Source organism: Streptomyces sp. NPDC056734 (assembly GCF_042790455.1).
GTDB lineage: Bacteria > Actinomycetota > Actinomycetes > Streptomycetales > Streptomycetaceae > Streptomyces.
Genome location: NZ_JBHTZD010000003.1, coordinates 328,831 through 355,216, shown reverse-complemented (window position 1 = coordinate 355,216; position 26,386 = coordinate 328,831). Strand labels below are relative to the sequence as shown.

Sequence of the window (26,386 nt, the reverse complement as noted above, 5' to 3'; positions counted from 1 at the left end):
GAATCACGGGAAGAAATGGGCAGGGGGAAATCCTTTTGGGGATAGTTCAGTTGAGGCACATGCGGACGTCGCGGTAGACGTATGTACCGCTCACCCAGCCCTTGACGCCGGTCGTCCTGTCGGTGATCTGGTGCCAGTTCCCGCTGGTCTTGTGGACCGTGAACTTGTGGCCCTGGTAGAGGATTCCGAGGGCCGTGGACTTGGTGGTGGCCTTGGCCCAGATGGTGACCGCCTTCGCGCCGATCACCCACGGTCCGGGCCGGTTGCAGGACTGCGAGGCCGCTGTCGTCACCGCGCCGGGAGAAGCCGCTGCGGCCGGCGGGGCGGAAAGCAGCGGCAGGGCGAGCACTCCGGTGATCGCCATGGCGGTGACATGCCTTGCGGGCATGAGGAAATGACCTCCGGTCATAGAGGACGGGCATGGCATGCGAGATCCCGCCCGGCGGAATTTTGTTCGGGTGGTTCAATGGTCTGGAAATTCCCCGATTTCGATAACCGGGGATCCGCTGCTACCTTTCGCCCGCGCTACCGGTGCCGGGGCGCTCCCGCACCGGGACCAGGCACGGGCAGGGGCGCGATCGGGCGCGATCCGGGAGACGACGAACGGGGTGCCGGGACTCCGGGGCCGGCGCTGCGGTCCGGAGCCGGTGCGATGTCCGGCGGGGGCGGCAGTACGGGGCTGTCCCCGTCCCTGTGCTCCTCCAACCAGGCGCTGGCCTCCTCGAACGTGGCGAAGGCTCCCTCGCGCAAGGTGCGCGTGCGGCTGTCGTAGTCGCCGTGCTCCAGCAGAATCCGGAACGGGACGGGGTCGTGCTCGTCGACCGCGTGCAGCAGCACGGTGATCTCCCACGAGTCGCAGGACTCGTCGGTGCTCTCGTCGAGGACGTCGAAGCGGTCAGCCTCCCCAATGAGCCTGTCCTCCAGGGCGCGGGTGGCGTCGTCGGACGCCGGGAGCCCGGTGCCCAGGGGCAGGCCGATGGCCGTCCGGGGACAGCCACGGGCGATCAGCCAGGACTGTGCCATCACCGCCAGCGGCACCCGCTCCTCCTCGACCCGGTAGCGGCGCACTGCGTGGTCGCGCCGGATGTGTACGGCGACGATGTGGGACATGTCGGGATGGCCCCAGGTGGCGGACTCGTCATAGAGGACGTAGTAGCTGTGCCGGTCGTCGTCGGTGTGGTGCTCGGCGAGGCTGGTGAGGTCGACGGCGGTGCCGGTCACGTCGCTGTCGGCGTCCTCGACGGCCGCCTCGTAGCCATCGAGGCGGAAATTGACGGGATGGGGCATGGGTGTTGCGGCTCACAGAAGGGTTCGGGGGACAGGGGCAGTGGCAGGGAGGTCCGTGCGCGGCGGACGGACCGGCCGGGTCAGGGGATGCGCGAGGGCGTCACGGGCCAGGCGCCCGCCCGCTGAGCCGGCGCGGTGGCCGGGGGTGGCGGGCGGTGCGCGGCGGCCAGGGCGGTGCGTCCGGCGGCGGTGAGGGTGACGGGCTGCCCGGCATGGAGGGGGTGGCTGGTGTCACGGATGACGAGCCCGGCGTCCTCCAGCCGCCGCAGGATGTCGGGGCCGATACGGGTACCGGAGGAGGTGACCACCGACACCCGCTGCGTGACGAGGTGTTGGCGGAGCCTTGCGCCCCGGGCGATCGCCAGCAGCGCGGCATGATCCCGCGAGGACAACCCGGCCCCGTCCGCCGGCGGGGCAGCCGTGCGCTGGGCGGCTTCGGCGCGCTCCAGGACTGCGAGTGCCTTCGCCTGGAGGTCGTCCCGCCGAACCGTCTCGCTGCCCAGCTGGTCGACGGTGCGGTTGATGCGGTCCAGCAGGACCGCATCAACCGGGTACTCACCACTCGTCAGCCGGTGCAGCAGCACACGGTGGAAGGTGAGGCCCGTCTCGGCCTCGGCCAGGGCCCGGTGGGCATCCACGAGGGCGGCGAGCGGCTCGTCGAGGACGCCCTCGTCGCGCAGCTCCCACAGGTCATCGACGCTTCCGGCGACCGCTTCGATCCGCTCATCGATCCTGGTGAGTGCCGGGACGGTGCCGGTCTGCTTCAGGCCGGTCACGTCAGCGGTGGGCCGCGGCCAGCAGGGCGGCGCGGCGGTACGCCTTGCGGCGGCGCCCGTCGGGCAGCGTGATGTCGCGGGACTGGACCTCGTACGGGGCGAGCAGATGGGCCAGGCGGGCCGGGGTCAGATCGGCGTAGCGCCAGCGTCCCTCGGCGGTGCCGGGCAGGGTACGCAGCGCGGCCACCAGGTCCACGGAGGCGAGGGCGTCGGGGTCGCCGAGTTCGGCGAAGATCCCCAGCACCGTATGGACGATGCCGGGCGGCTGCGGGCGGTCGCCGGGGCAGGACAGAAACTCCGGACCGTCCTCGCCGTTGTCCGGAGCGCCGCCGCTGTGGCCGTCGCTGTCACTGTCGTCGGTGCCGTTGCAGGCGCAGGAGCCGGCGGACAGCAGGACCACCAGTTCCAGGCCGGCGGCGAGCCGTTCGGCTAGGAGGCCGGTGAACCGCTCGATCTGCTCCTTAGGGCTGCGGGGCTCGTCCAGCGCGGGGATGTCCGGGTCGAGAAGCTGTTCGTCGAGGCGCAGGACGTCGAGGAAGGCGTCGAGGACCGCCCCGTGGCACGGAAGCTCCGCAGGCAGCTCGGTCTGCAGAAGTTCGGCGGCGAGGTGATCGAGAGCGGTGGGGAACTGGAATGGGGTCGTCAACGCGAAGGTCCCTTCACGGTCAGAGGGGTCAGGGGTACGGAGGGGGGAAGACCGGGCCGCGCGGAAGGCACGGCGCGGCCGGTGAGGGCTGTGGCGGTGGGCAGTTGGGGGGAGCTGGTCCGGGCCGCGTGGGTCAGGGCGCTGACGGGGCGGGTGAGGCCGAGCCGGGCACGGACGGTGTCGTACAGGGAGGCTGCGGGCCGGGCGGCCACCACATGGACCTCGGTGCGATGCGCAGAGGCGGGCGGGGCCGGGCGCCGGGCGTAGACGAGGCTCCACCCGACGCTCTCGCCGAGGGGCAGTTCACGGAAACCGGCCAGCTCGCCCGTGAGGGTGCCGCCGCCCGGCTCCGCCACGGCGGTCACCTCGCCGAGCCGGGTGAGCGCCAGATCGCGTACGGCGTCGGGTGCGGCGAGAAGGTCGGTGACCACCCGGGGATCGAGGCTGAGCCCTGACGCGGCCGGTGCCCCGGTCACGACCCGGCCGCCACCGGCCCGGCGGGTTCCGCGGTGGCCGGCCGCTGGGCACGGGCGGAGGGTTTCGGGCCGGGCAGCAGGCGGTGCGAGGGCCGTTCGGGATCGGTCATGCAGGCCGACAGAGGCCCGCCGGGGGCCCGGATCGCGGCCATGGCGTGGGTGAGGAAGTCCCTGTGCCACACGAACGGGCCGCTCAGGCCCGCTTCGGGGTCCTTGTGCTGCTGGTAGGCCATCCACAGGGCGTGCAGCCAGGAGGTGACGTCCTGGTGCTCCTGCCACTGCTCGCACCACGGGGAGGCGGTGGTGACCTCCGCCCCGTAGGCGGGCATGAGGAAACCGTCGACCCAGTCCGTCAGGGCGTCCACCTCGTCCTCAAAGGCTTCGCCGTCCAGTTCCAGGATCGGCTTGGGATCCGGCGGCGGGGGCGGAAGCGGCGGCATGGCGGGCATGGGCGGGAATCCGGCGGGCAGTCCGAACCCGGCGAACGGCGACGGACCGCCAGCGGGCCCGGCGCCGGGTGAGGTGGCGAGGCTGTCGAGGTGCTTCGCCTGCTCCGCCGTGCGGTCCAGGAGTTTGCGGACGCTCGCCTCGATGCTCTCCAGGCCGGAATCCGGGATTTTGATCGGCTCCAATTCCCCCTGATCCCAGGGGTCCGTCTCCTCCGAGGGACCTGTCTGGTCCACAGGATCTGTCTGATCCAGGGGGTCTATGGGTTCGGACACGAAATGGGTCTCCTCGACGCCGCAATTCAGTGGGGCAGGGCTGCGGTCAACGATCCGGAGAATCCCCGATTTCACCAGCCGGGAATCGACTGCTACAAAGACCGTCGTGCGCGGCGCGGACCGGATGCGGGATGGCGCGATCCGGCCCGTACCGCGCCTTCAGGAACGGTCAGGCGGTCAGCGCGAAGTCGTCCTGGGTGTGGGTCTGCTGCAGGGTTTCGGTGAGCCGTCCGGCGGCGATCTCGGTGTAGTGGCTGGTCTTCTCGACGCCGATGAAGTCGCGGCCCTCCAGCAGTGCCGCCACTCCGGTGGAGCCGGAACCTGCACAGAAGTCGAGCACGGTCCCGCCGGGCGGGCAGATCTGCACCAGCTCACGCATCACCTGCACCGGCTTTTGCGTGATGTGCTTGCGGTCCTTGCCCGACGGCTGCGACGCCGAGTACAAACCCGGCAGATAGACAGGGTTCCGGGCCGCGTCGATCGGGCCGTTGGACGCCCAGACGACGAACTCGCAGTTCTGGGTGAAGCGGCCCTTCTGGGGTCTGGCCTGGGGCTTGTGCCAGGCCAGCACGCCGCGCCACAGCCAGCCCGCCGCCTGGATCGCGTCCGTGGTGACGGGGAGCTGGCGCCAGTCGGTGAACAGCAGCGCGGTGCCGCCGGTCTTGGTGAGGCGGTGTGCCTCGGTCATGATCTGCGTCAGCCAGAAACCGTAGCTGCGCTGGTCCATGTTCTCGCCGGTGAAGTCCGGCAGGCTGTGCCCGGCGTCAGCGGAGGTGTACTTCTGGCGGGCGGTGCGGCTGGTGCGTTCCTTCGCGGTCCGCCCGCCGCTGTTATAGGGCGGGTCGGTGATCACGGAGTCGACACAGTCGTCCGGCAGAGCGGCCAGGACGGTCAGGGCATCGCCCTGATGAAGAGAAAAGGGCAAAGGGGTACCCCGGATTCGGGTCGGGAAATGGTGGAGACTCACCCCGGGTCCGCCAAACAGCCCACAAGCAGCAGCGTGAAGCTGCGGGCCCATGGGGGCGGGTGTGCGAGGGGTCTGAACAACTCTAGGGCACGATCCCCGGTTGACCGCTGTCACAGCCGGTTCCGCATCTCTCACGGCACTGCGGGCCGCGAACTATTTCTCCAACCGGGGATCGCCGTCTACTGTTTTGGAACCGGGCCGGCGAACACCGCCGCTGCCCGCCCTCCACCCTTTCTTGTCTCCTGCCCTGGAGTTCCCGTTTCCCCATACACCTGATCCCCGTCTTTGCCCCGCGAGGGCTGCGAGCGGCAACTCGCACCCCACGCCCCGGGCCCCGACATCGCCCACCCCGGCCCGCCGCCCCTTCCACCGCTCAGCTGACACGGCGATGCCGGGACCTCACCTCGAAGGACCACCCGTGACACACCCCTGCCCTGAACCACTGGCTTCCCGGCCACCGGCCGCCGGCCGCCGTGCGGGAGGCCGCACCGGGTGAAGGCCGCAGCCGCCGCCATCGGTGTCCTGTGCCTCTTCCCTCTCCTGATCGCCGGTCTCGCCGTCACCGCCGCGGCCGGCAGCGGCGCCGCCCTCAACGCCTCATGCATTCCCGGCTCGGATGTCGACACGGCGGCGGTGGCCGAGCAGGTCGCCGCGATCCTGGGCGGCGAGGACGCCGACACCGACCTGCGCATCAAGGGCCTGGACCTGCCCGACGAGCAGATCCCGCACGCCAGGACCATCGTCGCCACGGGCATCTCCATGAACGTGCCCGAGCGGGGCCAGATCGTCGCTCTCGCCACCGCGCTGCAGGAGTCCCGGCTCCGCAACCTCAACTACGGCGACAGAGACAGCCTGGGGCTGTTCCAGCAGCGCCCGAGCATGGGCTGGGGCACCCCTGAGCAGATCCGCGACCCCGTCTACGCCTCCACGAAGTTCTACGAGGGTCTGCTGAAGGTGCCGGGGTGGGAGTCCATGACGATCACCCAGGCCGCCCAGGCAGTCCAGCGATCCGCATTCCCCGACGCGTACGCGCAGTGGGAGCCGCTGTCGAGGGCCCTTCAGAAAGCGATCGCAGCCGTGCTGCCCGAGGGCGACACCGTCCCGGACGAGGAGAGCCCCGACGCCCCCGGCACTGGGTGTGTACCCGGCCAGGACGGGGCCGTGTTCGGCCCGATCCCCGACGGCACCGTCCCCAGCGGCTACGAGATCCCCGAGGACGCCGACCCGCGGGCCAAGACCGCGATCCGGTGGGCGATGGGGCAACTGGGCACCCCCTACCAGTGGGGCGGGACCTGCACGGACCCGCACGGCCCGGACCCGATGGGCCGCTGCGACTGCAGCTCCCTGACACAGCAGTCGTACGCCGCCGCCGGCCACACCCTGACCCGCACGACCTACACCCAGATCGACGAGGGCAAGGCGGTCTCCACGACGGCCCTGGAGCCCGGTGACCTCATCTTCTCCGGCGGGACCGCCGCCGTGCCCGAGCACGTCGGCCTCTACATGGGCTCCGGGCTCGTGATCAACGCGCCCCGCACCGGGGCCGTGGTCCGGATCGAGTCCGTTTCGGACTGGACGGTCCTGGCCGTGCGCCGCGTCCTCTGACACCCCTCCCTCTTCCGGCCCTCCGCCCCCTCCCCGCTTCCCCGCTTCCCCGCATTCCAGCAGGTCACCGGCCTGTGCACGCAAGGAGTTCCGCCATCCCCACCGATCACACCTCCCTCGCCTTCGACCCGGGCATCACCCCCGCGGACGGCGGCCTTCCCGGTCTCGACGTCCTGCGCGACGTCGTCAGCAGCATCAACCTGTTCGGCATCATCGCCGTCGTCGGCGCGCTGGCCGTCTCCCTCGGTGTGTGGGCCTGGGGCCACCACAGCGGCGGCCACCAGGCCGAGGCCAACGGCAAGAAGGGCGCCCTGGTGAGCGCAGGGGCCGCGCTCGGTCTCGGTGCCGCCAACGGCATCGTCGAATTCTTCAGCGCGCTGGGGACCCAGGTCAGCTGATGAAACGCTCCTTCACCTCTGCGCTCCACCGCCGCACCGCTCACTGGCCCACCGGCCGGCGGATCGCCGCCGTCACCGCCGTGATCACCCTGCTGGTCGCGCTCGCCGGCCTCGTCGCCTGGGTCACCGCCCACGATGACGAGCACCTCACGGACGCACCGCCCGCGCCGGCCAGCAGCGCCCCGGCCCCTGAGGACCTCCCGGGCCCGGACCTGCCACCGGGGACGGGCTCGGTGGCAAAGCCGCCGCAGCTCGGCGATCCCCTCGCCTACGCCGAGAAGGCCGCCGCGATGCTGTGGACCTACGACACCCGGTCCACCAGCCGGGACCAGCAACTCGCCGGCATGCGCGCCTGGATGTCCCCGGAGACCGAGTACACGGACTGGAGCGCGATCCAGTCGCAGGTCCCGGACCCGGTGCTGTGGTCGAGGATGCGGGACAACGCCCAGTACGCCAGTGCCACGGTCACCGACGCCCGCTTTCCGTCGGCGTTCACGCAGGCGCTGACCGAGGACCCGGCCGCGCTGACCGAGGCGTACATCTACGCCGTCACCGTCACCGGCAAGCAGACGATCCGGTGGACGGACGGCGGGGGCGGCGCGGAGGACCGTGCGGTCACTCTCGCCGTCCAGTGCCGCCCCTCCACCAGCTGCGGGCTTCTGTCGGTCGCGCCCAGCATCGCTCCCTGACCCACTGACCTGATCAGAAAGGAGGCCCGGGTCCAGTGGAATTCTGTTCCCTTCCCGTCGCCGGAGCGGTGTGTGAGGCCGCGGACGCGATCGACTTCGCCGCCGACCCCGGCGCGGCAATCACCGAGGGCATCGGCAACTGGATCGCCAAGAGCGCCGGTGAACTCGCCGCCGCCTCGGCCGACCTCGCCGCCGACGTCGTCGACGCGACCACCGCGGTGGACCTGAACGCGGGCTGGTTCCGCGACAACTACGCAATCCTGCTGCCGATCGGCCTGGTCATGCTGGTCGCCACGTTCTGCGCCCAGCTGGTGCGGGCCGCGATGAAACGCGACGGCCGGGCCCTGGCCCAGGCGTTCACCGGCACCGCGTCCGGCGTGCTCTTCGCTTTCGTCGCCATCGCCGGGACCACCGTCGCCATCGAAGTCGTCGACGCACTGTCCGATGGGTTGTTCCAGGCCGCGAACACCTCGGTCGAGGAGTCCGTGCGGCGCATGGTCAATGTGGCCCAGATCCCCGCCCTCGCCCCGCTGGGCTGGCTGGTGATGGCCCTCGCAGGGCTCGGAGCCGCCATCGGCGCGGTTCTGTACTGGTGCGTCATGATGGTCCGCAAGGTGGGCATCCTCGTCCTGGTCACGCTGGCCGTTTTCGCTGCGGCCGGCGGGGGCTGGGAGGCCACCCGGCGCTGGCGCCGGGGCTGGATCGAGGCCACCGCCACCCTCGTCGTCTCGAAGTTTCTGATGACGGTGATCTTCCTCCTCGGCGCCGCCGCCCTGGGGCGGACCGAGGCCGAGGACGGCATCGCCGCCCTGGCCGACGTGATGGCCGGGGTCGTCATCATGTGCCTGGTGTTGCTCAGCCCCTACGCGACGTTCAAGTTCGTGCACTGGGCCGCCGAAGGCACCAACGGTGAGGACATCCACCGTGCCGGAGGCGCCGGCGCACACGTCGCCCGCCAGCACGCGGAAAGCGCCGCCCGCAAGGGCGCAGCGGCAGCCGCGACCGGCGCAACCGGAGGCGCGGCCGGTGCGGCAGGCGCCGCAGCCGCACCGCAGGGACCCGATTTCGCCCCGGGCCAGTTCCCCGGCGATATCGCTACCGTCTCCATGGGTGCCGGCAGCGACACCGGCGGTGGAGACGGACAGGGCGGACAGAACGGCAGCAGCGGTGGAACCGGCGGCGTCCCCGGCACTGCGGTCCAGGGTCTGGAGAAGTCGGTGGGGGCCGCCACCGAAGGCGGCCACGACAGTACGGCAGGCTCCGGCGGCCCGCAGCCCGGTGGCGGTGCGTCCGGCCCTGGTCCGGACCCGGACACTGGCTGGTCCTCAGCGCCCCTGACCGGCTCCGCCCCACCGCCGCCGCAGGGCGCCCCGCCCGCGCCGGGCGATATTGCCCGCCCTGACACCGGCGCCGATCCCTCGCCCGCCGGTCCGGCGGGGCCGCCGCCCGCCGGCACCTGACGACTGCCCCCTTCGCCGGTTGGGACACCATCACACGGATGGTGTCCCGACCGGCCCCCCAGCCCGCGCTTCCGGAACGGTCTTCCTTCTCTTGTCTGACACCACCGCTTCTCTCACGGTCAAGTTCCCGCACCGCTCCCGGCGCGGAATCCTCCTCGGCCTGTCCCTGCCCCAGCTCCTGCTCACGTCCGCCGCGCTCGCGCTGCTGATGGTCACCGTGGTGTCCACCGGCCTGACCGGCGCCGTGCTCGGTGCCCCGCTGTGGGTAGCCTGCGCCGTCCTCGTCCTGGTCCGCCGCCGTGGACGCCCCCTGATCGACTGGGCACCCATCGTCGTGCGCCACGCCCAGCGCCGCCGCACCGGACAGATGCTGTGGCTGGCACGCCCGGTCACCCGCCCCCGCCGGGACGGCACCCTCCACCTGCCCGGCACCAGTGCCTCCCTGCGCCTGGTCACCCCCCACGGCTCCCAGGCGGCGGCCGTCCATGACCCGCACCGCCGCACCCTCACCGCCGTCGCCCGCGTCTCCTCACGCGCCTTCGCCCTGCTCGATCCCGCCACCCAGCACGCGCACGTGAGCGGCTGGGGACGCGCGCTGGCCAGTATCTCCCGCACCGGGAACATCGCGGCGATCCAGGTCCTGGAACGCACCGTTCCCGACTCCGGCGACACCCTCACCCGCCACTGGACCCACCACGGCCAGCCCGGAACCCCCGTCGCCGGGCAGGTGTACGCAGACCTCGTCGCCGCCGCCGGACCGGCCGCCGCCCCCCATGAGGCATACCTCGCGATCTCCCTCGACCTGCACGCCGCCAGACGCCTCATCAGCCAGGCCGGCGGCGGCCTGCCCGGGGCGTTCACGGTGCTGGAGCAGACCACGGCCTCCGTCACCCAGGCCGTCCGCTCCGCCGGACTCACGGTGACCGGCTGGCTCACCGCCACCGAGATCGCCGCCGTGATCCGCACCGCCTACGACCCCAAGGCCGCACCCCGGCTCCAGCAGTGGTCGACGTCCGGGCGGGCCGAGACCGACCCCGCCGCCGCAGGCCCCGTCGTCCAGGTCGAGCACCACGACCGGGTGATCACCGACACCGCCCGGCACGCCACCTACTGGATCGAGAACTGGCCCCGCACCGAGACCAGTCCGGGCTTTCTGCACGGGCTGCTGTTCTCCGCCGGAGTCCGCCGCACCCTCTCCCTCATCTACGTGCCCCAGCAACTCGACGCCGCCCTGCGCGATGTCCAGCGCACCAAAGCCAGCATCGTCGCGGATGCCGGCGAGCGCCGGCGCCGCGGTCAGGTCGACTCCGAGGCCGACAGCATCGAGTACGCCGACGCCAGAACACGCGAAAGGCAGCTCATCGCCGGGCACGCGGACGTCGACCTGACCGGACTGCTCACCGTGTCCGCCGAGACCGACGCCCTCCTCGACGCCGCCTGCGCACAGGTCGAGACCGCCGCCGGATCCGCCCAGGTCGACCTGCGCCGCCTCGACTACCAGCAGCCCGACGCCCTCACCACCGCCGCCCTCCCCCTGGCCCGCATCACCCTGTGACCCCACCAGCCGCCACCGAGCAGAGCCCGCCCCCCGACTCCCTGCCCTACCTGCGCGCCGCGACCGCCGGCCTGCGCCACCACAGCCGCACCGCCACCGGCCGGCCGGCCGACCGCGCACACCTCGACACCCTCCACGCCCACCTCACCGCCCTGCACCGGCTCCTCGACCAGCTCGCCGGGCAGACCAGGCCACCGCACCCGGCCGCAGGCCGACACCTCGCCGCCGCGCACACCCGCATCTGGCAGGCCACCGCAGCCCTCCACGACGCCTTCCACACCCTCCCCGGCGACACGGGCCCCGCCGGCTGCGACCCCACCCGGCTGCCCGACGGGCCACCGGTCCTGACGATCTGCCACCGCCACCTCGCCACCGGCCACGCAGTCCGCCTCAAGACCACCCCCGCCGACCACACCCCGCTCCACGGCCACACCACCCACACCCCATGAGCGGACAGCACCGCCGAAACGGAACACCGACGATGCCCCACCGGCCCGCCCGACAAACCCGCCACGCCACCGCGAGCCCCCTGTTCACCCCCCACGGCAGCGACCGCACCGCCCGCAAACAGGCCCGCAGACAGCTCGCCGAAGCCACCGCCCAGGCCCGCACCGCCGCGACCGCCCACAGCGACGGCACCGAACCGGCCGAACAGCCGCTGCCCGCCCCGCTGTACGGGCCCGCCGGACGACCCGGACCGGCCTCCGCACGCGGCTCACGGCTCAAGCTGCCCGCGCACCGTATGACCACCGCCGTCGCCTCCGGCGCGTATCCGTTCCTCGCGGAGGGCGGGCTCGGTGCCGAGGGCATCTACATCGGCCGCGACGTCCACGCCGAGGCCGGCTTCAGCTTCGACCCGTTCAGCCTCTACGGCAAGATCGAGGGCTTCACCAACCCCAACCTGCTGCTCGCCGGGGTGATCGGGCAGGGCAAGTCGGCGCTCGCCAAGTCCTTCGCGCTGCGCTCGGTCGCCTTCGGATACCGCGTCTACGTACCGTGTGACCCGAAGGGCGAGTGGACAGCTGTGGCAGAAGCCCTCGGCGGCCGGTCCGTCGCCCTCGGTCCCGGACTGCCGGGCCGCCTGAACCCCCTGGACGCAGCGCCGCGTCCTGAGAGCGTGTCCGAGGCCGACTGGGTCGGCGAGATCCGCAAACGACGACTGCTCCTGCTCGGCTCCCTCGCCCGCACCGTACTGGGCCGGGACCTGATGCCCATGGAGCACACCGCCCTGGACGTCGCCCTCGACGCCGTCGTCACTCACGCCGCCGAGATGCACCGCACCCCGCTCCTCGGCGACGTCGCCGCCACCCTCAACAACCCAAGCGTGCTCGACGAGGCCGCCGGGATGATGTCGGGCCAGCTCGGCGACGCCGCCCGCGACCTGGCCCACGCCATGCGGCGCCTGATCCACGGTGACCTGGCCGGCATGTTCGACGCACCCTCCACCGTGAGCTTCGACCCGAACGCACCGATGCTCACCATCGACCTGTCCCGCCTCGGCGGCAGCGGCGACGACACCGCCCTCGTCCTCGCGATGACCTGCGCGAGCGCCTGGATGGAATCCGCCCTCTCCGACCCGAACGGCGGCCGGCGCTGGATCGTGTACGACGAGGCGTGGCGCCTGATGCGGCACGTCGGCCTGCTCCAGCGGATGCAGGCCCAGTGGAAGCTCTCCAGAGGTCTCGGCATCGCCAACCTCATGGTGATCCACCGGCTCAGCGACCTGCTCACCGCCGGCGATGCCGGATCGCAGGGCCGCGCCCTGGCCGAGGGACTCCTCGCCGACTGCAGCACCCGGATCATCTACCGCCAGGAGACCGACCAGCTCCACGCGGCGGCCTCCCTGCTCGGCCTGACCTCCGTCGAGATGGACGCCATCGCACACCTCAACCGAGGGCGCGGCCTGTGGAAAGTCGCAGGCCGGAGCTTCATCGTGCAGCACCTCCTGCACAGCCGCGAACTGGCCCTGTTCGACACCGACGCCCGCATGCACTGAGGACCAAGATGCCCATGACGCCCGACTTCCAACGCGACCTGATACCGAGCAACGAGGTGCTCCAGCTCATCGGCACAGTCGACGCGATGAAGGACAAAGCGCTCAACGCCGCCCTGCGGTGGGAACTGCTGGACGAGAACGGGCACGTACCGGTCGCGCCTTCCTATGCCGTACTGCTCCAGCACGCCACTGATGCACAGCACCTCGCCAGCGAGATCCTGCGGCTCACCGCTGATTTCGCCCGGAGCCCCCACCACACCACCCCCGTCGGCGACTCCGTCCTGACTCATCTCAGCACCGCGGCGACCATGTCGAGCCGTGCCGTACCGCGCTTCGCCGAGACCGCGGAGAATGCACTGGCTCTGCCCCGGTCTGTCGACCCGGCCGACCGGGACAACCTCGCGAACCGCATGGTCGTGGACCACGCCTCCGCCCGGGCCCTCCTGCGGCGCACCTCGGAATCCCTGCGTGACGCGGCCAGGGAACTCGACGACCACCTCGGCTTCCAGCGCTTCCTCACGACACTCACCCGTCAGGAAGGCCCGCCGACGCCACCCCCACCCACGCCGCGCGGTCGCCACCACTGACCGCGCCAGCCCGGAGCCCGATCCACCCATATCCCCAAGGAACGCTCTGAACCGCCCCGATCAATTCAGCGACGCCGACCGGATCGAGCACCAGAAGTGTCAGGCCGAGCACGACAATCTCATGGCGCAGACGGCCGACCGTGAAGCCCAGCTGGAACACGACCTCGCTCGCCGAACGCCTCCGCCCCACCGGCCGGCGTCCCGGAGGAGAAGCCGTGACCACTGACGAGACGAACGCCGTGGACGCCCGTGCGACTCCGCTCGCGCCCTTTCCTGACCATCGCGACGTGAACATGCCGTGGTGGCAGGAACTGTGGCGTCGCCACGCGCACATCACCACGCCGCTGCGGGCGCTCGGACTGCCATGCGACATCGAATTCGGCCTCAGCGCCTACATCGTGCGCGTCGCACTCCCTGACAACAGCCACCTGATCATCGGTCCGCCGCAGGAGCCGCCCTCCGACCGCCTGCCCGGAGATCCCGAGGGCTGGATCGCCACCCGCGAGCACCCCGACGACCCGACGCGCTTCGAGGTCCTCTACGACTCGGCCCCCTCCGCCGACACCGGCGCTCGCCGTCGTCCCGAAGCCCGCAACGGCGGCAGCGCCACACCCCTGATCGAGGTGATCGAACACCGCCTCGCCCAGCTCGGCCTGCTGCCACACCCAGCCCAGCCGACGCCCCCGTCCCCAGCCCCTAAGGCCCCCGACACACCAGCGCGTCGCCCCGTCTACGTCTACGGCGACGCGCTGCGCGATCTGACCGACCGGCTCAACGGAGCCGAGTCGCACGCGGACGCCGCCACCCTGCTGCACCAGATCCTGGAACCCACCGACGGTCTGCTGGCACAGCTCGGCGAGTTCTTCGAAGCAGCCGGCGAAAAGGCCAAGGAAGCCGAAGAGGACGACGGCTTCGACCTGTCGTACGACCTCGCCGACGCCGCAGCCCAGATCCGCGAACTCAAGGACACACTGCATGACACCGAGAACCGGATGCGGGCCCTGCAACCGTCACCGGCACCCCGGCCGCCGTGCACCCCGCTCCCACCCCGACCCGGCTCGACCTCGTCCCCTCCCAGGCACACCCGCTGACCCCCTCAAGAGGCCGCGCGCCCCGGACCCGTCCCCGGCCGGCACGAGCACCCGCGCCGCCGACCCGCTCTCCCCGACCTCTCCACGGACCCTGTGAACCCTGATTTCGAGCTGTACGACAACGTCGGCCGCACCAGCGAGCAGATAGACGCCGCCCGCTACGGCAGAGCCACCAGCAACGACCTATACCGCTGGGCCAGGCACGACAGCGAGGACTTCCGCAGCCGCCACCCGCTGCCGGACGAACCGTTCCCTGTCCCCGACCTCGCCCTTTGCCGCCGGGCGCTGGAAGCGGCCGACAACCCGGCCGAGTTCAGCGCCGCCCTGACCGCCGTCCTGGACGCGGTCGAGCCATTCCTCACCGAGGTCTCGGAGCACCTCGTCGCCGCCGCCCGGTGGAAGGACGGCCTGCGCGGGGCGCAACGCGGATCACCTCCACGGCTGCTGCAGGGTGCCGCGAGCAGTCTCCTGGGTGTGCTGGCCGTGGCCGGCGAAGCCGACCTCATGCTCCTGCGCGCCGAGTACGACCCGACACCGAGCACCGACGCGACCAGGCAGCGCCCGTCCGCTCCCCGCGCGGCACCCCCGCCGCCGCCCGGTCCCCAGCCGCCTGGCGGCCCTGCCCGGCGCTGAGTTCAGCCCACCACCTTCCGGAGGACCCCTGTCCACCCGTTCCTTCATCGCCCGCCCCACGCCCGACGGGGGCTTCGAAGGCATCTACTGCCACCACGACGGATACCCCTCCCGCCATCTCCCCCTGCTCCTGGCCGCGAACCGGTGGCGGTTCGCCGGCGACCTTGACGCCATGACCCGGCACCTGGTCAGCACCGTCCCCATCGGCTGGGACACCCTGGGCACCGACCTCCTCGACCGCACCCCCGACAATCTGCGCGCAGCCCTGACAGCAGGCATCGAGTACCCCAGCACCGACCTCGACGACCTCATCACCCCCGACGGATCACCGCCCCCGCGCATAGCCGTGACCTCGGGTGAATCCCTCGGGGCAACGTGGGGATACGTCCTGCACCCGGAGGGCATCGAGGTCATCGCCGCCACCGAGCACAACCGAGGGCCGCTCGTCGGCTGGGACACACACCCGCTGTCCCGGATCAGCGACTCCCCCGCCCGCTGGACTCCCGGACAGCCCGCCCCGGTCATCACCCCGCCCCCCGTACCGCGGCTCACCACCAGCGCCACGGACACCACCGGCTCCACACTCCCGTCCCATCGAGCCGCCCGGCGATGACCGGCCCCGCTCCCACCACCTTGGAAAGCCTGTGCCTGACCCCCTGTTCGAGGTGAGCCCCCGCTACCTGGCCGCCAGCCCCCTCTCCGACCACCACGCCCACCTGGCGGCACTCGCCGACAGCCACACCTGGGCCCTCACCACGGACAACCAGACGGCGACCGTGACAAGCCCGTGCGGACGGATCATCCTGCGCCATGACCACGCCGCCGAAGGATGGAGACCCCACCTGGTCATCACCGCCCACACCGGCCCCGGCGCACCCGCCCGGTGGCGGGCCGACATCGCGGGCAACGTACCTGTCGAACTCCTCTCCGCGCTCACCACGACGATCACCACCGCGCTGGAGCACGATCCGGACCACCTCGTGTACGACATCGCGGCCGAACCCGAAGGGATGATCGCCCTGCCCTTCACCGGTGACCGGTGGGAAGTCCTGGACAACTGGGGACTGGCCGGCCTCCACTCCCACGACGGACTCGCCGCCATCCTGAACCGGCCGCAGGACTCCCTCGGACCGCCGCTCCAGGAAGACCCCGACGTCGCCTGGCACCTCCTCGCGGCTCACCCCGCCGGACCCCTGTGGGCAGTCTCCTTCACTCACGCCGTCCCCACGTTCGTCGTCGCCTCCGTCCTGGAACAGACCCTGTCCCCCGAACCGGTCGTCCGCCCCGCCGGCATCGCCCTCCACCCCGCCTTCGCCCCCCTCATGACCGCCCGCCCCCTCACCACCACCCAGCCCGCACGCACCCCCGGCGTCCCTCCCAGCCCACCGGGCACCGCCCGCAGCCCCAGAGCACGGCAAAGAAAGAGGAGACCGTGACTTCCGGCTCCCTTTCCTCACCGCCGGCCCGGATCACCCTGTCGCGGCGAGGCGACCGGGAGATCACCGCCATCGCCACCGGCGAGCAGTACAAATGGGCCCACACCGCGCTGGCCGCTGCCGGATGGACCAAAACGGAGTCCGGCGTCCACACCCGGCTCTTCGCCGACCGGGCGAGTGCCGAACGGGCCGTCTCCGCTCTTATCCACTTCGCCCGCCGCCACCGGGCCACCGTCGCCATGAGCAGCCGCCCCTTCCTCGGGGACATCGCCGACACCATCGCCCACCACCTGCCCGGACCATGGATCCCGACCGTGGAGATCTACAGCCACCCGGTGTGGCGGGGCGACCTGGTGCCCTGGGTGTGGGACTCCGGCGAACTCGCCGAAGCGGTCCATGACGGGAACGTGCCCTACGCAGCCACCCTCGCCAACACCGCCGCCGGCGTCGAACTGCTGCTCATCGAGCGCCCCGGCCACCCCCACGGATACGTCATCGGGGCTTTCGCATCCGACGGCTTCACCGACAACGCACGTGACCCGCACGCGCCCACCGGCATCGTCCTGCCCCAGGACCCCCACCAGGCAGCCGACGCCATCACCGACCGCTACCTGCCCGCCTACCACCAGGCCCTCCACGCCCGGCATACGGTGGCCGTCGCCGAAGCCCTCGACCGAATCCGTTGCGAACACATCGAACTCCAGCGCCTCGACCCCTCCGGCTCCGGACCGAAGCAGGAACTGTTCGCGGAGACCGCCTGGTACGAGTTCCTCACCGTCGTGGCACACGCTCCACCGCTCCTCCGGCACTGCCAACGCACCGGACTCACAGCACCGGACGCTGCCGCCTTCGCCCAACTCAGCGCCGCCCTCACCACAGGCGCCGAGATCGTGGACACCTGGCGCAGCCTGCTCGGCCCCGCTGCCTCCCACACACAGCAGGCCCACCGGTCAGACGGCCACCGTGAGGCGAAGGCGGTGCGTGATGCCCGCATCCGGCCGGTGATCGAGACCTGGCTCGTCCACGGCGACACCCTGCTGAACCGCGCCCACGCCGCACCCGGCACCCCCACGAGCCTCCCCTCCGCCGCCGTCCCCGCTCTGCCCCCGGCCGCCGCCCCGCACCGCCGCCACTGACCGAGGAACATCCCTCCTGCCCCACTTCCACATCGGCACCCACCCCGACCACCAGATCGCCGCCGCCTTCCACCCCGGCGTGCCCATCCACATCGCCGACTGGTACCTCGTACGGCTCCAGTTCGAGCCAGTACCCGAACAGCCCGGCCTGTACCGGCTCACCAACCCCGAACAGGATCCGGTCCGGCGTGCCCGCCAGACGGTCCACGACCTGCGCACCCAAGGCTTCACCGTCCAGGCCGACTACACCCTCGACCCAGCCCCCGAACCCGCGCCCACCCGGCACGACCGGCCCGACCACTCACACCGCACCCGCCTCGCCCAGGCAGCCACCGCCCGCCCGCCCCAACTCCGCACAGCCCCAGACCCCGGCCCGGCATACCCGGCCACGCCCGTTCCCACAGCCGCCACGACGCCTTCCGCAGCACGGGGCCGGTGACCTGATCAGCCCACCGTGCCCGGCAAACCCAACCCCCACGGACCAGCAATCGACAGCCGCACCCCACCCGATGTGACCACGGCCCTGGACTCTCTGGCCTCGTACGCCACCTGGTACAAGGTCGTGGCCGCGCGCTGGGACACCGCCCTCCACCAACACCGCGGCCCACCTCAGTCAGCCAAGGAATCGCCCGCCGCCGGCACAGCCCGCGACACCGCTCTCTCCGTCGCCGCGCAAGACCTGCTCCTCCCCTACACCGCAACGCTCCTCGCCGCCGCGCGCCGGGGCGTCGACTCCATGCCCGCAGCCCGCCACCACGCAGGATGGCGCCTCGTGCTCGACGACCTCGAACACGCCGCTGAACAGGCACAGAACAGTGTCGACGCAGGGCCCGCAGACGAGGCAGAACTCGATGCCCGCCTCTGGCCGTTCCTGCGGACCTGGGGCGAGCGGGCCGTGCTCGTACGCGATCTCGCCCTCCAGGCCGATCCGCCCCCGCGTCCGCTGCCCTCGCTGGGGCCGCAGGAAGAGATGTGGACGGATCACGCGCGCACGGCGCGTGCCCGGGGCCTGCTGATTCCGCAGGAGTCCTGGTACGAGCGGACCGGTCAGCTGATCACCGTCGCCACCGCCATCGCACCCGGCGAAACGGGCCAGGACCAGGACGATGAGGTCGTGCTTGCGCTCGCCGGGGACATCGACAGCCCGGCGGTGCGGGTGATCGGCCACTACGACAGCCGCGAAGCGGCCTGGTTCGAACTCCCTCCCCCCGTTCCACCCGGTGTTCTGCACCCCACCCGCACCGGCGCGCGACCAATCCCCGGACCGACGGTGCCCTTCCTCGTCGCGCTGACCCAGGACGTGCTCGACGCCCCGAACAGCCCGGCGGTCGCCGGAGTGCTCTCACACCTCACCGGCCAGCCGCCGTATCCGACCGGACACCTCACCCACCTCGCAAACCTTCTCGACATGTGCGCCGCGTGGGCGACGGCGATGGAGACCCGGACGGGCGCCGAGATGGCCGTCCGGCTGCGGATGCTGTCCGCCCAGGTCGGCCACCTCACCGCTGAACTCACCACGGTCCGGGACGACATGGCCGAAGCCGAGGCAGTTCTGCCCCCGCACCGCATCCCTGCACCGCGGCACCTGCCCCCCACCGGGCACGTAGCTCTCACGCCATCGCAGCCTCCACGCATCCCGCCCACGGCTCCCGCCACCTCCAGCGCCCGACACCGGTGACCGCGAGCCCCGCGACGCCGTAGCGCCACCAGCCCCGAAGCCGCCCCCGTCTCCTCCCCGGCATCTCGCCGCACGAGAACTGCTCGTCCCGGCCGACCGTCCCTTACGTCCTGGCAACACCCGGCTACATCGCCAGCGGCGACAGCCGCTGGCGCCTGACCGGTTGCTGCATCGCGGCCACGGATGGAAGGACGTCTCTACGGCCGGCACCCACACGGCCCTGGGCAGCCCCGACGCACCCGCCACCGCCCGTACCTCCGGCCGCAGGCAGGGCCTTGGCAGCGCATGTGGAGCCGCTGACCGTCCCCGCGTGCCGCTGATCCGGAGCCAGGAAGGGGCCTTTGCGATCAAGTGTTCGTGTACGGCCTGGGGTAGCCCATCTGCTCATACCGCACGGTTTCACCATCGAGCCACACCAGGGCCGCGGTGCGGCCACGTGCTTCCAGCAGCATGACCGCGGTGCAGATCGCGATGGCGTGGACACGATCCAGCAGCGCCAGGCCCTCCACCGCTCCGGTGAGCCCCGTCTCCTTCGCGGCGACCCGGCGTACGGCCGTCATCATCGCCAGCTCGGTCTCCAGTGGCGCCAGGGCCGCCACCGAATCAAGCTCCCGCACCGACATGGACGGCTCTCCCAAATCACAGAAAAGTATGTCGTGATCAAGAACCAGCCACGTCAGGACCCGCTCCAGCCGGCTGCTGTCCAAGCCCGCAAGACATGCCGCAACCTGAACACGGTCCGGGATCAGGTAGGCCCGCTTCAGGTCAACCGCCCGCCAAATCGCGTCAATCAGCCACGGGTCGTCATGTTCCGTCATCCCCCTTCTTTAGCCGACTCACGGAAGTGGCGGCGGACTTCCCACCCGAATCACCATTACGGGCACTGGCCGCAAGTACACCGCCGTGGTCGAACGGATCCGGAACACCGCGGACCTGAGCGAAGAATCTGTCGCCGAACACCGCCGCCTCGATACGCCCCGGACCGGAACACGCCCTGCGCACAACGGCGGCCAAGGCTCGGGCCATCCGCTCGCAGAAGGCACGGATACATCCCCTGACCGAGATCTGGCTGGCCGGCGGAGAACCATTTGTCCGCTACGCCCGGACGGCCGCCGCGCCACCGAGCACACCCGCCGGACACCTCCCGCACGCCCTCAGCATGCCGCCGCCCTCCTGGCCGGTTGCCAGCGCACCCGGGACCGGCGAACGCACACCCCAAGACCCCTGAGAACCAACCGCTCGCCCCGCGCTCTTGACCGGGCACGCCGCAGGGCCGCCCTGGCCGGCTCCCGAAGCCCGTCCACTGCCTCTCTCCCGATACCTCGCCTGCAAGGAGTGTCTTGCCCCACCCGACCATCCCCTACGTCCTGGCAGCACCGGGCTACATCGCCGGCGGCGGCGACTGGCAGCACCTGACCGAGTTGCTGCATCGCGGCCATGGGTGGAAGGACATCTCTACGGTCGACACCCACACGGTCCTGGCCGGCCCCGACGGCAGCCTTCAGGTGAGCCTGGACCGCCGAACGTGGAAGTGGAGCCTGCACGCCGCCCCGGCCGGCGGCCGGCACTGGTCGGCCGTGCTCGGGGCACACATCCCCGTCGAGTACATCACCGATCTCGTCGTCGCCATGCAGGAGCCCGGACCGCGCCGTGCGCCTGCGGTTCTCGGCCCGCTGCACGCGGCGGGATGGGCCACGGATCCCGCCGCGTCCGCAGCGACCGCCGTGTCACCGGACGGCCTGGTCCGCATCACCGGAGAACCCGGGCCCAGCCCCTGGTACGCCGTGTGCGCGGTCGGCGATTTCACCTGGTGGACTGCCTCGTTCAGCCCCCGCACCCCGCCCGCCGTGGTCACCGCGTTCACCCGCCGCCTCGCGGACGACAACCCGCTGCCCCGCATGGCCATCGGCGTGCCCATGTACGGGTGCGAGCGCCACACCCGGCTCACCCGGACCCCGTACACCACCGACCAGGAGCGGGCGGACCTCGAAGCACGGATCGCCGAAGCCCGCGATCGGCGCCGCACCCCACGTCCGCTGCCGCCGGCCCGCCCCCACCATCATCCTTCCCGAACCCGCTGACCCGTCGCTCACGCTTCCCGCCACCTGCATCCGAGGAGAGCGCCCTGCCTCTCGCACACCTCCGAACCCCGCCCCCGATCACCGGCGAACGACCGCCGCGCCTGGCAGCGTTCCTGTTCCGCCGCTACCTGCGCGCCCTCGTCCCCGGCGACGCGACGATCCCGTCAGCCCCCGGCCGGCCCGGATACCGGCCCACCCACCACGACTGAGTCCCGTCCCTCGCTCCGCCGCCCACACAGGAGCGGTGAACACCCCACCCACAGAATCAGTTACCAGGGAGTACAACCTATGGCCGTAGTTGGTACGCCCGGCTATCAGAACGTGCGGAAAGGCGAGTCAGGTAGCTGCGGGGCGGTGAGGCCCGCCCTGGAGCATGTCGGCAGTCAGTGCCCATCGTTGGTGGTCCAGCCACGCACCGTTGATGTGCTGGAAGCTCCGGGCCCGCCTCGCCTTCGCCCAACACCCCACCGCTTTCCCGCCACCACCGATAGGAGATCCGCCTTGCCCGAAGCACCAGAAGAGCCGTTCATGACGATCCGGCACACCATCACCGGCGAGATCACCACCACCGGCTACAACGCCGCCGCCCGGCGGATCCTGCTCCAGTCCGGCTTCGAAAAGACGCCAGGCTGCGCCTGCCGAGCGACGGAACCCGGTACGGAGCGGACGCACGGGCCTGCTCGGCAGCCGGCGAACTGTTCGTCGCCGACCATCCCCTGCACCTGGACCGAGCCCTCGGTCGGCCGGTGAGCGCCGACGGTACGCCCCGGTCGGCCCGGTCGCCGATGTCGGCACAGTCCGTGATCCGCTCCGAGAACGGCCGGCCTCTCCAGCTCATCGCCAACCCCGACCGCACCCGCACCTGTTGAAGGGGCCTCGCTTTGACCACACCCGGAGCGCCTACCAGTCCAGCGCGCACCAAGGGCGGCGAACTGCGGGCCAAGGTGGCCCGGCTGCTGGCCGACCGGCCGGCAAACACGCTCACCATTGGGGACATGGCCAGGCAGCTGGGCCACTCCCACGGCGCCGTCCGCAACGCCGCCCTCACCCTGGTGCGACGCGGCGAGGCCGACCAAGGCGGAACCGGACAACCGGAGTTCCGCGCAAACGCGAAAACCGCCGCAGCCGCGCAGACCGCTGTGATCAGCCCACCGGGCACCCACTCTCCCCGCGCCCAGGCGGCCACGGCCCGCACGACCGTTCCCGCAGCAGCCACGCCCGGGCAGACCGGTCCGATCCGCCGCGCGGGGGGCCAGCTCTACCATCCCCGGGAGCTGGCCGATCTGCCCGACGTCGAGGCGTTGAACCGCCTGCGCGACGCCGACGTGCCGGTGCTGCTCTACGGCCCTCCGGGCACCGGCAAGACATCGCTGGTGGAGGCGGCGTTCCCGGACCTGCTCACCGTCGCCGGCGACGGCGACACCACGGTCGGCGACTTGATCGGCGAGTACACACAGGACGACGCGGGAGCCTACGTCTTCCAGTACGGTCCGCTGGTCACCGCGATGACCGAGGGCCGCGCCCTGCTGATCGACGATGCCACCTTGATCTCACCGAAGGTCCTGGCGGCGCTGTATCCCGCGATGGACGGGCGCAGGCAGATCCAGGTCAAGGCCCACAAGGGCGAGACCATCAAAGCCGAGCCGGGCTTCTACGTGGTGGCGGGCCACAATCCCGGCGTCCACGGCGCGGTGTTGACGGAGGCGCTCGCGAGCCGGTTCAGCGTGCAGATCCAGATCGGCACGGACTATGACCTCGCCCTGGCCTTGAGGATCGATGCCCGGGTGGTCCGGGTCGCCCGGCACCTCGCCCGCCAAGTCGAACTCGGCGAGCTGGGCTGGGCCCCCCAACTGCGGGAACTGCTCAGCTACCAGAAGACCGAGGCCGTCCTCGGCACCAAAGCCGCGCTCGCGAACCTGGTCGGCATCGCTCCTGTGGAGGATCGCGACGCCGTCGCCACTGCCGTCATCAAGGCTGCCGGCGTCAAGGAGGTCGCGCCCCTCACCCTCGGCAAGCAGCTCCCCGCCTCGGCCGTCCGGCAGCCCCCGGGCAACACTGGCTCCGCGCACCGGGGCCGCTCGCGATGAGCACCCACCACCACGTCCAGTCCCCGGCCACCACCCGGGACGACGACGCCGACCTCGCGCGATGGGACGACGACGGCGCCCCGCCCGCGCAACCCCGTTCCTCCCCCAACGCGTGGCTGCGCGTGGGAGCCGAACTCGGCGACCGGCTGGTCGACCTCTCCGGCCGCCAGGACCTCCTCGTCACCTGCCGCCCCGGCACGCGCAGCGGCGCACCGGCCGCGTTCTTCCCCACTCTGGGCGAGGTCGAGTTCGACGCCGGCCTGTTCGCCCCGCTCCAGCCCCACGAGATCCATCCGCGGATCGTGGGCGACGAGGAGCGGTATCCCGCCGCCTGGGGAGTGTTCGTCCACGAGGCCGCGCACGCGGCCCACTCCGTCTGGACACAGCCTGCCGGAGCGAACCCCCGTGTCGTCGAGGCCGCGCTCCTGCTGGAGGAGAGCCGCGTCGAAGGCGCACACCTGATCACGCGGCCCACAGACCGCACGTACCTGCGCACCAGTGCCCGAACCCTGGTCATGCCCGACATCGCCCACCCCACCCTCCAGGGCATCGAGCACGCCGCCGCCGTGGCGGCCCTGGTCCTCGGCCGCCGTGACGCCGGTATCCTGGACGCCGGCGAGACCCGGGCCGTCGCCGATCTGTGCGAAAAGGTGCTGGGCAAAAACCTGCTGGCCACACTCACCCGCATCTGGACCGCAGCCCACCAGTGCGCCGACCACGACGCCACGACCATGCTCGCGCACGCCCAGAAATGGTGCGACGCTCTGGACACCGCGGCCCCCGCCCTGCCCGTGCCGGAGAACCTCACCGATCTGCTGTCCGGCGCCGTGGGGGTCGTCATGGACAGCACGGCAGCCACCGACGCCGCCGACCTCGCGGCACAGGCCGCAGCGACCGACGCCTTGGCCTCGCAGTCCAAGGCGCAGGCTCAGGACCGCGCCCAGCGGGCCGGCCAGCGACGCCGAGCCGCCGCCACCGCCAAGTCGGTCTTCAACGCCCGTGGCACCACCGTCACCCCCGACGGCACACCGGCGCCCCACGGCAATCCGGTCACTGGCACCCGCAGGCCCACCGCCGCCGAGCAGAGTGCCGCCGCACGCCTGAGCCGCGCCCTGCGTGCCGCCGCCTACCGCGAGCGGACCGAGGAGCGGACCACCAGCCCCACCCCGCCCGGCCGCCTCAACATGCGCGCTGCCCTCGCCCGCGACGCTCAGCGCGCGGCCGGGTCGGTCCCCACCGCCCAACCGTTCACCCACACCCGCCGCCGGAACTCCCCCACCCCACCGCTGCGTGTGGGTATCGCCGTCGACGTCTCCGGCTCCATGCGTGCCGCCTGCGCGCCCGTCGCGTCCGCTGCCTGGATCGTGGCACGCGCAGCAGCCCTGACCGACCCCGACTCCCTCACCGCCACCATCGCCTATGACATGCACCTGACCGCATTGACCCGGCCCACCCACCGAGCACCAGAGCGCGTGAAGACGTTCGACGCCAAGGGCCGCCACCACAACCTCGGCGACGCCATCGACGCACTCGACCACGGCCTCGAACTCAGCCGCCCCGGCGCCGGCCGCCTCCTCGTGATCGTCACCGACGCCCGGTACAGCCGCGACGAAACCGCTCAAGCCGTCACCCGCGTCAAGCAGCTCACGACCGCCGGCTGCGCCGTACTCCAGCTCACCCTCACCGCGGAGTCCCGCCACTTGCCGGGGACCACCTTGCTGCACCTGCCCCAGCCCTCCAACGCTCCCGTCGCCATCGCCGCGGCGGCCACAGACGCCATCCGCAGGACACGCTGAGACGACGCAGAAGGCGGAAGCGTCCCCGAGACCACCGCCAAGCACTCCAGACCACCTCCGTCCGCCGCATGAATCGCGCATCTGATGCACGACCCCCCGCAACGACGCAGGCCACCACCCCAACCGCCAACGAAAGGCACTCGATTTGAAGCCCCGGACCAGCAGCCCGACCTCGAACGTAACGCCCATCAAACGGAATTCCCCGGGGGTCCGCACCCGATGGGACGTTGTCCACAGCTGTGGACACGAATGGACACACGATCTCTCCGGCCGTCCGGCCGACCGGCGTGCCGCCTTCGCCCGCTGGCTCGCGGGCCGGGACTGCACCGACTGCTGGCGTACAGCCCGCACCGGCGATACGGCGAGCCGCGAGGAGTGGCTGGCCGACCGCCGCGCGGCCGAACATGCTGCCGCCGCGGAGTGGGCGGCACGTTTCGACATGCCTGCGCTCGAAGGCCCAAAGAAGGCCCTGGGCTGGGGTGAGCGGTGCCGCCACCAGCTCGTGACCACGGCACACACCGCTCTGGTGATCGAGGGCGCCTTGGACGAGGCGGACTGGTCGGTTCTGGAAGAGAAGGCCCGCACCATCACCAGAGCAGGCTGGTGGATCGACCAGCGCGGCTCGGACGGCACCGACCTGCCCGAACTCCTCGACGCCGCCACAGGATCCGACCGTGCAACCGAGAACCCCTACCGCTGACCGACCGCTTGTACCCGGCGATGCCCGGTTCGCCAAACCGGGGAATCTCCGGACCCTTGAATCCTCCCCACCGCCACCCCGCGCCCTGTGGAAGGACTCCCGCCGTGCCCCCATCCTCCCGCCCGCCGTACATACCGGCCGACACCCTGACTCCCGATCGGGACATCACACACGCCCATTTCCGACCGGGCGACCAGGTGATCATCGTCAAGGGCATCGCCGACGGGGACCTGTGGGGCGAGGCGATGACGGTCGTCACCCCGTCCTGGCACACACCGACCGACGAGGACGGCTGGCGGCTGAGGAACCCCAACGGAGGCACCCAGACCTACGTCACCGCCCATCCCCGCTACATGATCCACCTCTCCCGGCGGTGCCGGGACTGCCTCAACCACCAACGGGCACTCAAAGACCACATCCGGCCCCGGACCCGCGGCGCCAGGAGCCCGGTGGACTGCGGCTGGTACATCCTCACCGCCCTGAACCAGCTCATCCACACCCACGACCGGCGCGGACAGCGGTGATCGCCTTCGTGAGTGAGAGCCCACTCTTGTGGCGGCCGGGCGGCTGGCGCAGGCGCTCGG

General features: G+C 71.6%; 29 protein-coding genes. 21 read left to right on the top strand and 8 right to left on the bottom strand.

The genetic code is table 11. The features are described 5' to 3' along the window. Positions 1-46 precede the first annotated feature (46 nt). The 7 genes from ACFRFC_RS05855 to ACFRFC_RS05825 all read right to left on the bottom strand — a co-directional run bounded on the left by ACFRFC_RS05855 (position 47) and on the right by ACFRFC_RS05825 (position 4,832). Complete coding sequence (locus ACFRFC_RS05855) at positions 47-388, bottom strand: SH3 domain-containing protein (RefSeq protein WP_382682940.1); 342 nt, start codon at positions 386-388, stop codon at positions 47-49. A 137-nt stretch (positions 389-525) separates the two neighbouring features. Beyond that, entirely contained in the window at positions 526-1,287 is a 762-nt protein-coding gene (locus ACFRFC_RS05850) for a hypothetical protein (protein WP_382682942.1), read from the bottom strand. Positions 1,288-1,367: 80 nt separating this feature from the next. Next, entirely contained in the window at positions 1,368-2,063 is a 696-nt protein-coding gene (locus ACFRFC_RS05845) for a hypothetical protein (RefSeq protein WP_382682944.1), read from the bottom strand. Position 2,064: 1 nt separating this feature from the next. Further along, positions 2,065-2,709, bottom strand: coding sequence for a DUF3631 domain-containing protein (locus tag ACFRFC_RS05840; RefSeq protein ID WP_382682946.1), 645 nt, complete (start codon positions 2,707-2,709; stop codon positions 2,065-2,067). Then, positions 2,706-3,185, bottom strand: a complete 480-nt coding sequence (locus ACFRFC_RS05835) for a hypothetical protein (protein WP_382682948.1) — start codon at positions 3,183-3,185, stop codon at positions 2,706-2,708. The genes ACFRFC_RS05840 and ACFRFC_RS05835 overlap by 4 nt, the downstream gene beginning before the upstream one ends. Continuing rightward, positions 3,182-3,817 carry a DUF4913 domain-containing protein gene (locus ACFRFC_RS05830; protein WP_382682950.1) on the bottom strand — a complete coding sequence of 212 codons (636 nt, stop codon included), beginning with the start codon at positions 3,815-3,817 and terminating at the stop codon, positions 3,182-3,184. The genes ACFRFC_RS05835 and ACFRFC_RS05830 overlap by 4 nt, the downstream gene beginning before the upstream one ends. A gap of 259 nt (positions 3,818-4,076) precedes the next feature. Further along, positions 4,077-4,832 (bottom strand): DNA-methyltransferase, encoded by a 756-nt coding sequence (locus ACFRFC_RS05825; protein WP_382682952.1) that lies wholly within the window; start codon positions 4,830-4,832, stop codon positions 4,077-4,079. A gap of 534 nt (positions 4,833-5,366) precedes the next feature. On the opposite strand from ACFRFC_RS05825, the gene ACFRFC_RS05820 reads away from it, so the two are divergent. From ACFRFC_RS05820 to ACFRFC_RS05750, 15 genes are all read left to right on the top strand, one after another. Continuing rightward, positions 5,367-6,479 (top strand): C40 family peptidase, encoded by a 1,113-nt coding sequence (locus ACFRFC_RS05820; RefSeq protein ID WP_382682955.1) that lies wholly within the window; start codon positions 5,367-5,369, stop codon positions 6,477-6,479. Between the two features lie 74 nt (positions 6,480-6,553). Beyond that, entirely contained in the window at positions 6,554-6,877 is a 324-nt protein-coding gene (locus ACFRFC_RS05815; RefSeq protein ID WP_382682957.1) for a DUF6112 family protein, read from the top strand. Continuing rightward, a complete protein-coding gene (locus ACFRFC_RS05810; protein ID WP_382682960.1) occupies positions 6,877-7,566 on the top strand; it encodes a hypothetical protein in 690 nt (229 codons plus the stop codon). The genes ACFRFC_RS05815 and ACFRFC_RS05810 overlap by 1 nt, the downstream gene beginning before the upstream one ends. Positions 7,567-7,601: 35 nt before the next feature. Further along, entirely contained in the window at positions 7,602-9,026 is a 1,425-nt protein-coding gene (locus ACFRFC_RS05805) for an ATP-binding protein (RefSeq protein ID WP_382682963.1), read from the top strand. A 91-nt stretch (positions 9,027-9,117) separates the two neighbouring features. After that, positions 9,118-10,581, top strand: coding sequence for an SCO6880 family protein (locus ACFRFC_RS05800; protein WP_382682965.1), 1,464 nt, complete (start codon positions 9,118-9,120; stop codon positions 10,579-10,581). Next, on the top strand, positions 10,578-11,030 hold the full coding sequence (locus tag ACFRFC_RS05795) for a DUF6238 family protein (protein ID WP_382682968.1): 453 nt from the start codon (positions 10,578-10,580) through the stop codon (positions 11,028-11,030). Before ACFRFC_RS05800 ends, ACFRFC_RS05795 begins: the two co-directional genes overlap by 4 nt. Before the next feature lie 32 nt (positions 11,031-11,062). After that, positions 11,063-12,577: a VirB4 family type IV secretion system protein gene (locus ACFRFC_RS05790; protein WP_382683718.1), complete on the top strand. Its 1,515-nt coding sequence runs from the start codon at positions 11,063-11,065 to the stop codon at positions 12,575-12,577. Positions 12,578-12,591: 14 nt separating this feature from the next. Further along, entirely contained in the window at positions 12,592-13,164 is a 573-nt protein-coding gene (locus tag ACFRFC_RS05785; RefSeq protein ID WP_382682970.1) for a hypothetical protein, read from the top strand. Between the two features lie 215 nt (positions 13,165-13,379). Beyond that, positions 13,380-14,255: a hypothetical protein gene (locus ACFRFC_RS05780; RefSeq protein ID WP_382682972.1), complete on the top strand. Its 876-nt coding sequence runs from the start codon at positions 13,380-13,382 to the stop codon at positions 14,253-14,255. A gap of 93 nt (positions 14,256-14,348) precedes the next feature. Continuing rightward, positions 14,349-14,888, top strand: coding sequence for a hypothetical protein (locus tag ACFRFC_RS05775; protein WP_382682974.1), 540 nt, complete (start codon positions 14,349-14,351; stop codon positions 14,886-14,888). Positions 14,889-15,060: 172 nt separating this feature from the next. Next, positions 15,061-15,501 (top strand): hypothetical protein, encoded by a 441-nt coding sequence (locus ACFRFC_RS05770; protein WP_382682977.1) that lies wholly within the window; start codon positions 15,061-15,063, stop codon positions 15,499-15,501. Between the two features lie 31 nt (positions 15,502-15,532). Further along, positions 15,533-16,324, top strand: coding sequence for a DUF317 domain-containing protein (locus ACFRFC_RS05765; RefSeq protein ID WP_382682979.1), 792 nt, complete (start codon positions 15,533-15,535; stop codon positions 16,322-16,324). Further along, positions 16,321-17,460 (top strand): hypothetical protein, encoded by a 1,140-nt coding sequence (locus tag ACFRFC_RS05760; RefSeq protein ID WP_382682981.1) that lies wholly within the window; start codon positions 16,321-16,323, stop codon positions 17,458-17,460. Before ACFRFC_RS05765 ends, ACFRFC_RS05760 begins: the two co-directional genes overlap by 4 nt. Before the next feature lie 79 nt (positions 17,461-17,539). After that, positions 17,540-17,899 carry a hypothetical protein gene (locus ACFRFC_RS05755; RefSeq protein ID WP_382682984.1) on the top strand — a complete coding sequence of 120 codons (360 nt, stop codon included), beginning with the start codon at positions 17,540-17,542 and terminating at the stop codon, positions 17,897-17,899. A 72-nt stretch (positions 17,900-17,971) separates the two neighbouring features. Then, positions 17,972-19,138 (top strand): hypothetical protein, encoded by a 1,167-nt coding sequence (locus ACFRFC_RS05750; RefSeq protein WP_382682987.1) that lies wholly within the window; start codon positions 17,972-17,974, stop codon positions 19,136-19,138. Positions 19,139-19,485: 347 nt separating this feature from the next. Here ACFRFC_RS05750 and ACFRFC_RS05745 read toward each other — a convergent pair whose 3' ends face one another. Then, positions 19,486-19,956, bottom strand: coding sequence for a hypothetical protein (locus ACFRFC_RS05745; RefSeq protein WP_382682990.1), 471 nt, complete (start codon positions 19,954-19,956; stop codon positions 19,486-19,488). 522 nt (positions 19,957-20,478) lie between these two features. Here ACFRFC_RS05745 and ACFRFC_RS05740 point away from each other — a divergent pair. From ACFRFC_RS05740 to ACFRFC_RS05715, 6 genes are all read left to right on the top strand, one after another. After that, positions 20,479-21,219: a DUF317 domain-containing protein gene (locus ACFRFC_RS05740; RefSeq protein WP_382682992.1), complete on the top strand. Its 741-nt coding sequence runs from the start codon at positions 20,479-20,481 to the stop codon at positions 21,217-21,219. Between the two features lie 528 nt (positions 21,220-21,747). Then, a complete protein-coding gene (locus ACFRFC_RS05735; protein WP_382683720.1) occupies positions 21,748-21,969 on the top strand; it encodes a hypothetical protein in 222 nt (73 codons plus the stop codon). A 194-nt stretch (positions 21,970-22,163) separates the two neighbouring features. Then, the gene (locus ACFRFC_RS05730; RefSeq protein WP_382683723.1) at positions 22,164-23,306 is read left to right on the top strand and encodes an AAA family ATPase; all 1,143 of its coding nucleotides are present in this window, start codon (positions 22,164-22,166) and stop codon (positions 23,304-23,306) included. After that, positions 23,303-25,102, top strand: coding sequence for a hypothetical protein (locus ACFRFC_RS05725; protein WP_382682995.1), 1,800 nt, complete (start codon positions 23,303-23,305; stop codon positions 25,100-25,102). Before ACFRFC_RS05730 ends, ACFRFC_RS05725 begins: the two co-directional genes overlap by 4 nt. 187 nt (positions 25,103-25,289) lie before the next feature. Continuing rightward, the gene (locus tag ACFRFC_RS05720; protein WP_382683726.1) at positions 25,290-25,802 is read left to right on the top strand and encodes a hypothetical protein; all 513 of its coding nucleotides are present in this window, start codon (positions 25,290-25,292) and stop codon (positions 25,800-25,802) included. 104 nt (positions 25,803-25,906) lie between these two features. Next, complete coding sequence (locus ACFRFC_RS05715) at positions 25,907-26,326, top strand: hypothetical protein (RefSeq protein ID WP_382682998.1); 420 nt, start codon at positions 25,907-25,909, stop codon at positions 26,324-26,326. The last annotated feature ends 60 nt before the right edge of the window (positions 26,327-26,386 follow it).

Bases quoted from the DNA above. Each gene is read 5' to 3' on its own strand.
- ACFRFC_RS05855 (WP_382682940.1), bottom strand. From the start codon at position 388: ATGCCCGCAAGGCATGTCACCGCCATGGCGATCACCGGAGTGCTCGCC.
- ACFRFC_RS05850 (WP_382682942.1), bottom strand. From the start codon at position 1,287: ATGCCCCATCCCGTCAATTTCCGCCTCGATGGCTACGAGGCGGCCGTC.
- ACFRFC_RS05810 (WP_382682960.1), top strand. From the start codon at position 6,877: ATGAAACGCTCCTTCACCTCTGCGCTCCACCGCCGCACCGCTCACTGG.
- ACFRFC_RS05790 (WP_382683718.1), top strand. From the start codon at position 11,063: ATGCCCCACCGGCCCGCCCGACAAACCCGCCACGCCACCGCGAGCCCC.
- ACFRFC_RS05785 (WP_382682970.1), top strand. From the start codon at position 12,592: ATGACGCCCGACTTCCAACGCGACCTGATACCGAGCAACGAGGTGCTC.
- ACFRFC_RS05770 (WP_382682977.1), top strand. From the start codon at position 15,061: ATGACCCGGCACCTGGTCAGCACCGTCCCCATCGGCTGGGACACCCTG.
- ACFRFC_RS05745 (WP_382682990.1), bottom strand. From the start codon at position 19,956: ATGACGGAACATGACGACCCGTGGCTGATTGACGCGATTTGGCGGGCG.
- ACFRFC_RS05735 (WP_382683720.1), top strand. From the start codon at position 21,748: ATGACGATCCGGCACACCATCACCGGCGAGATCACCACCACCGGCTAC.
- ACFRFC_RS05725 (WP_382682995.1), top strand. From the start codon at position 23,303: ATGAGCACCCACCACCACGTCCAGTCCCCGGCCACCACCCGGGACGAC.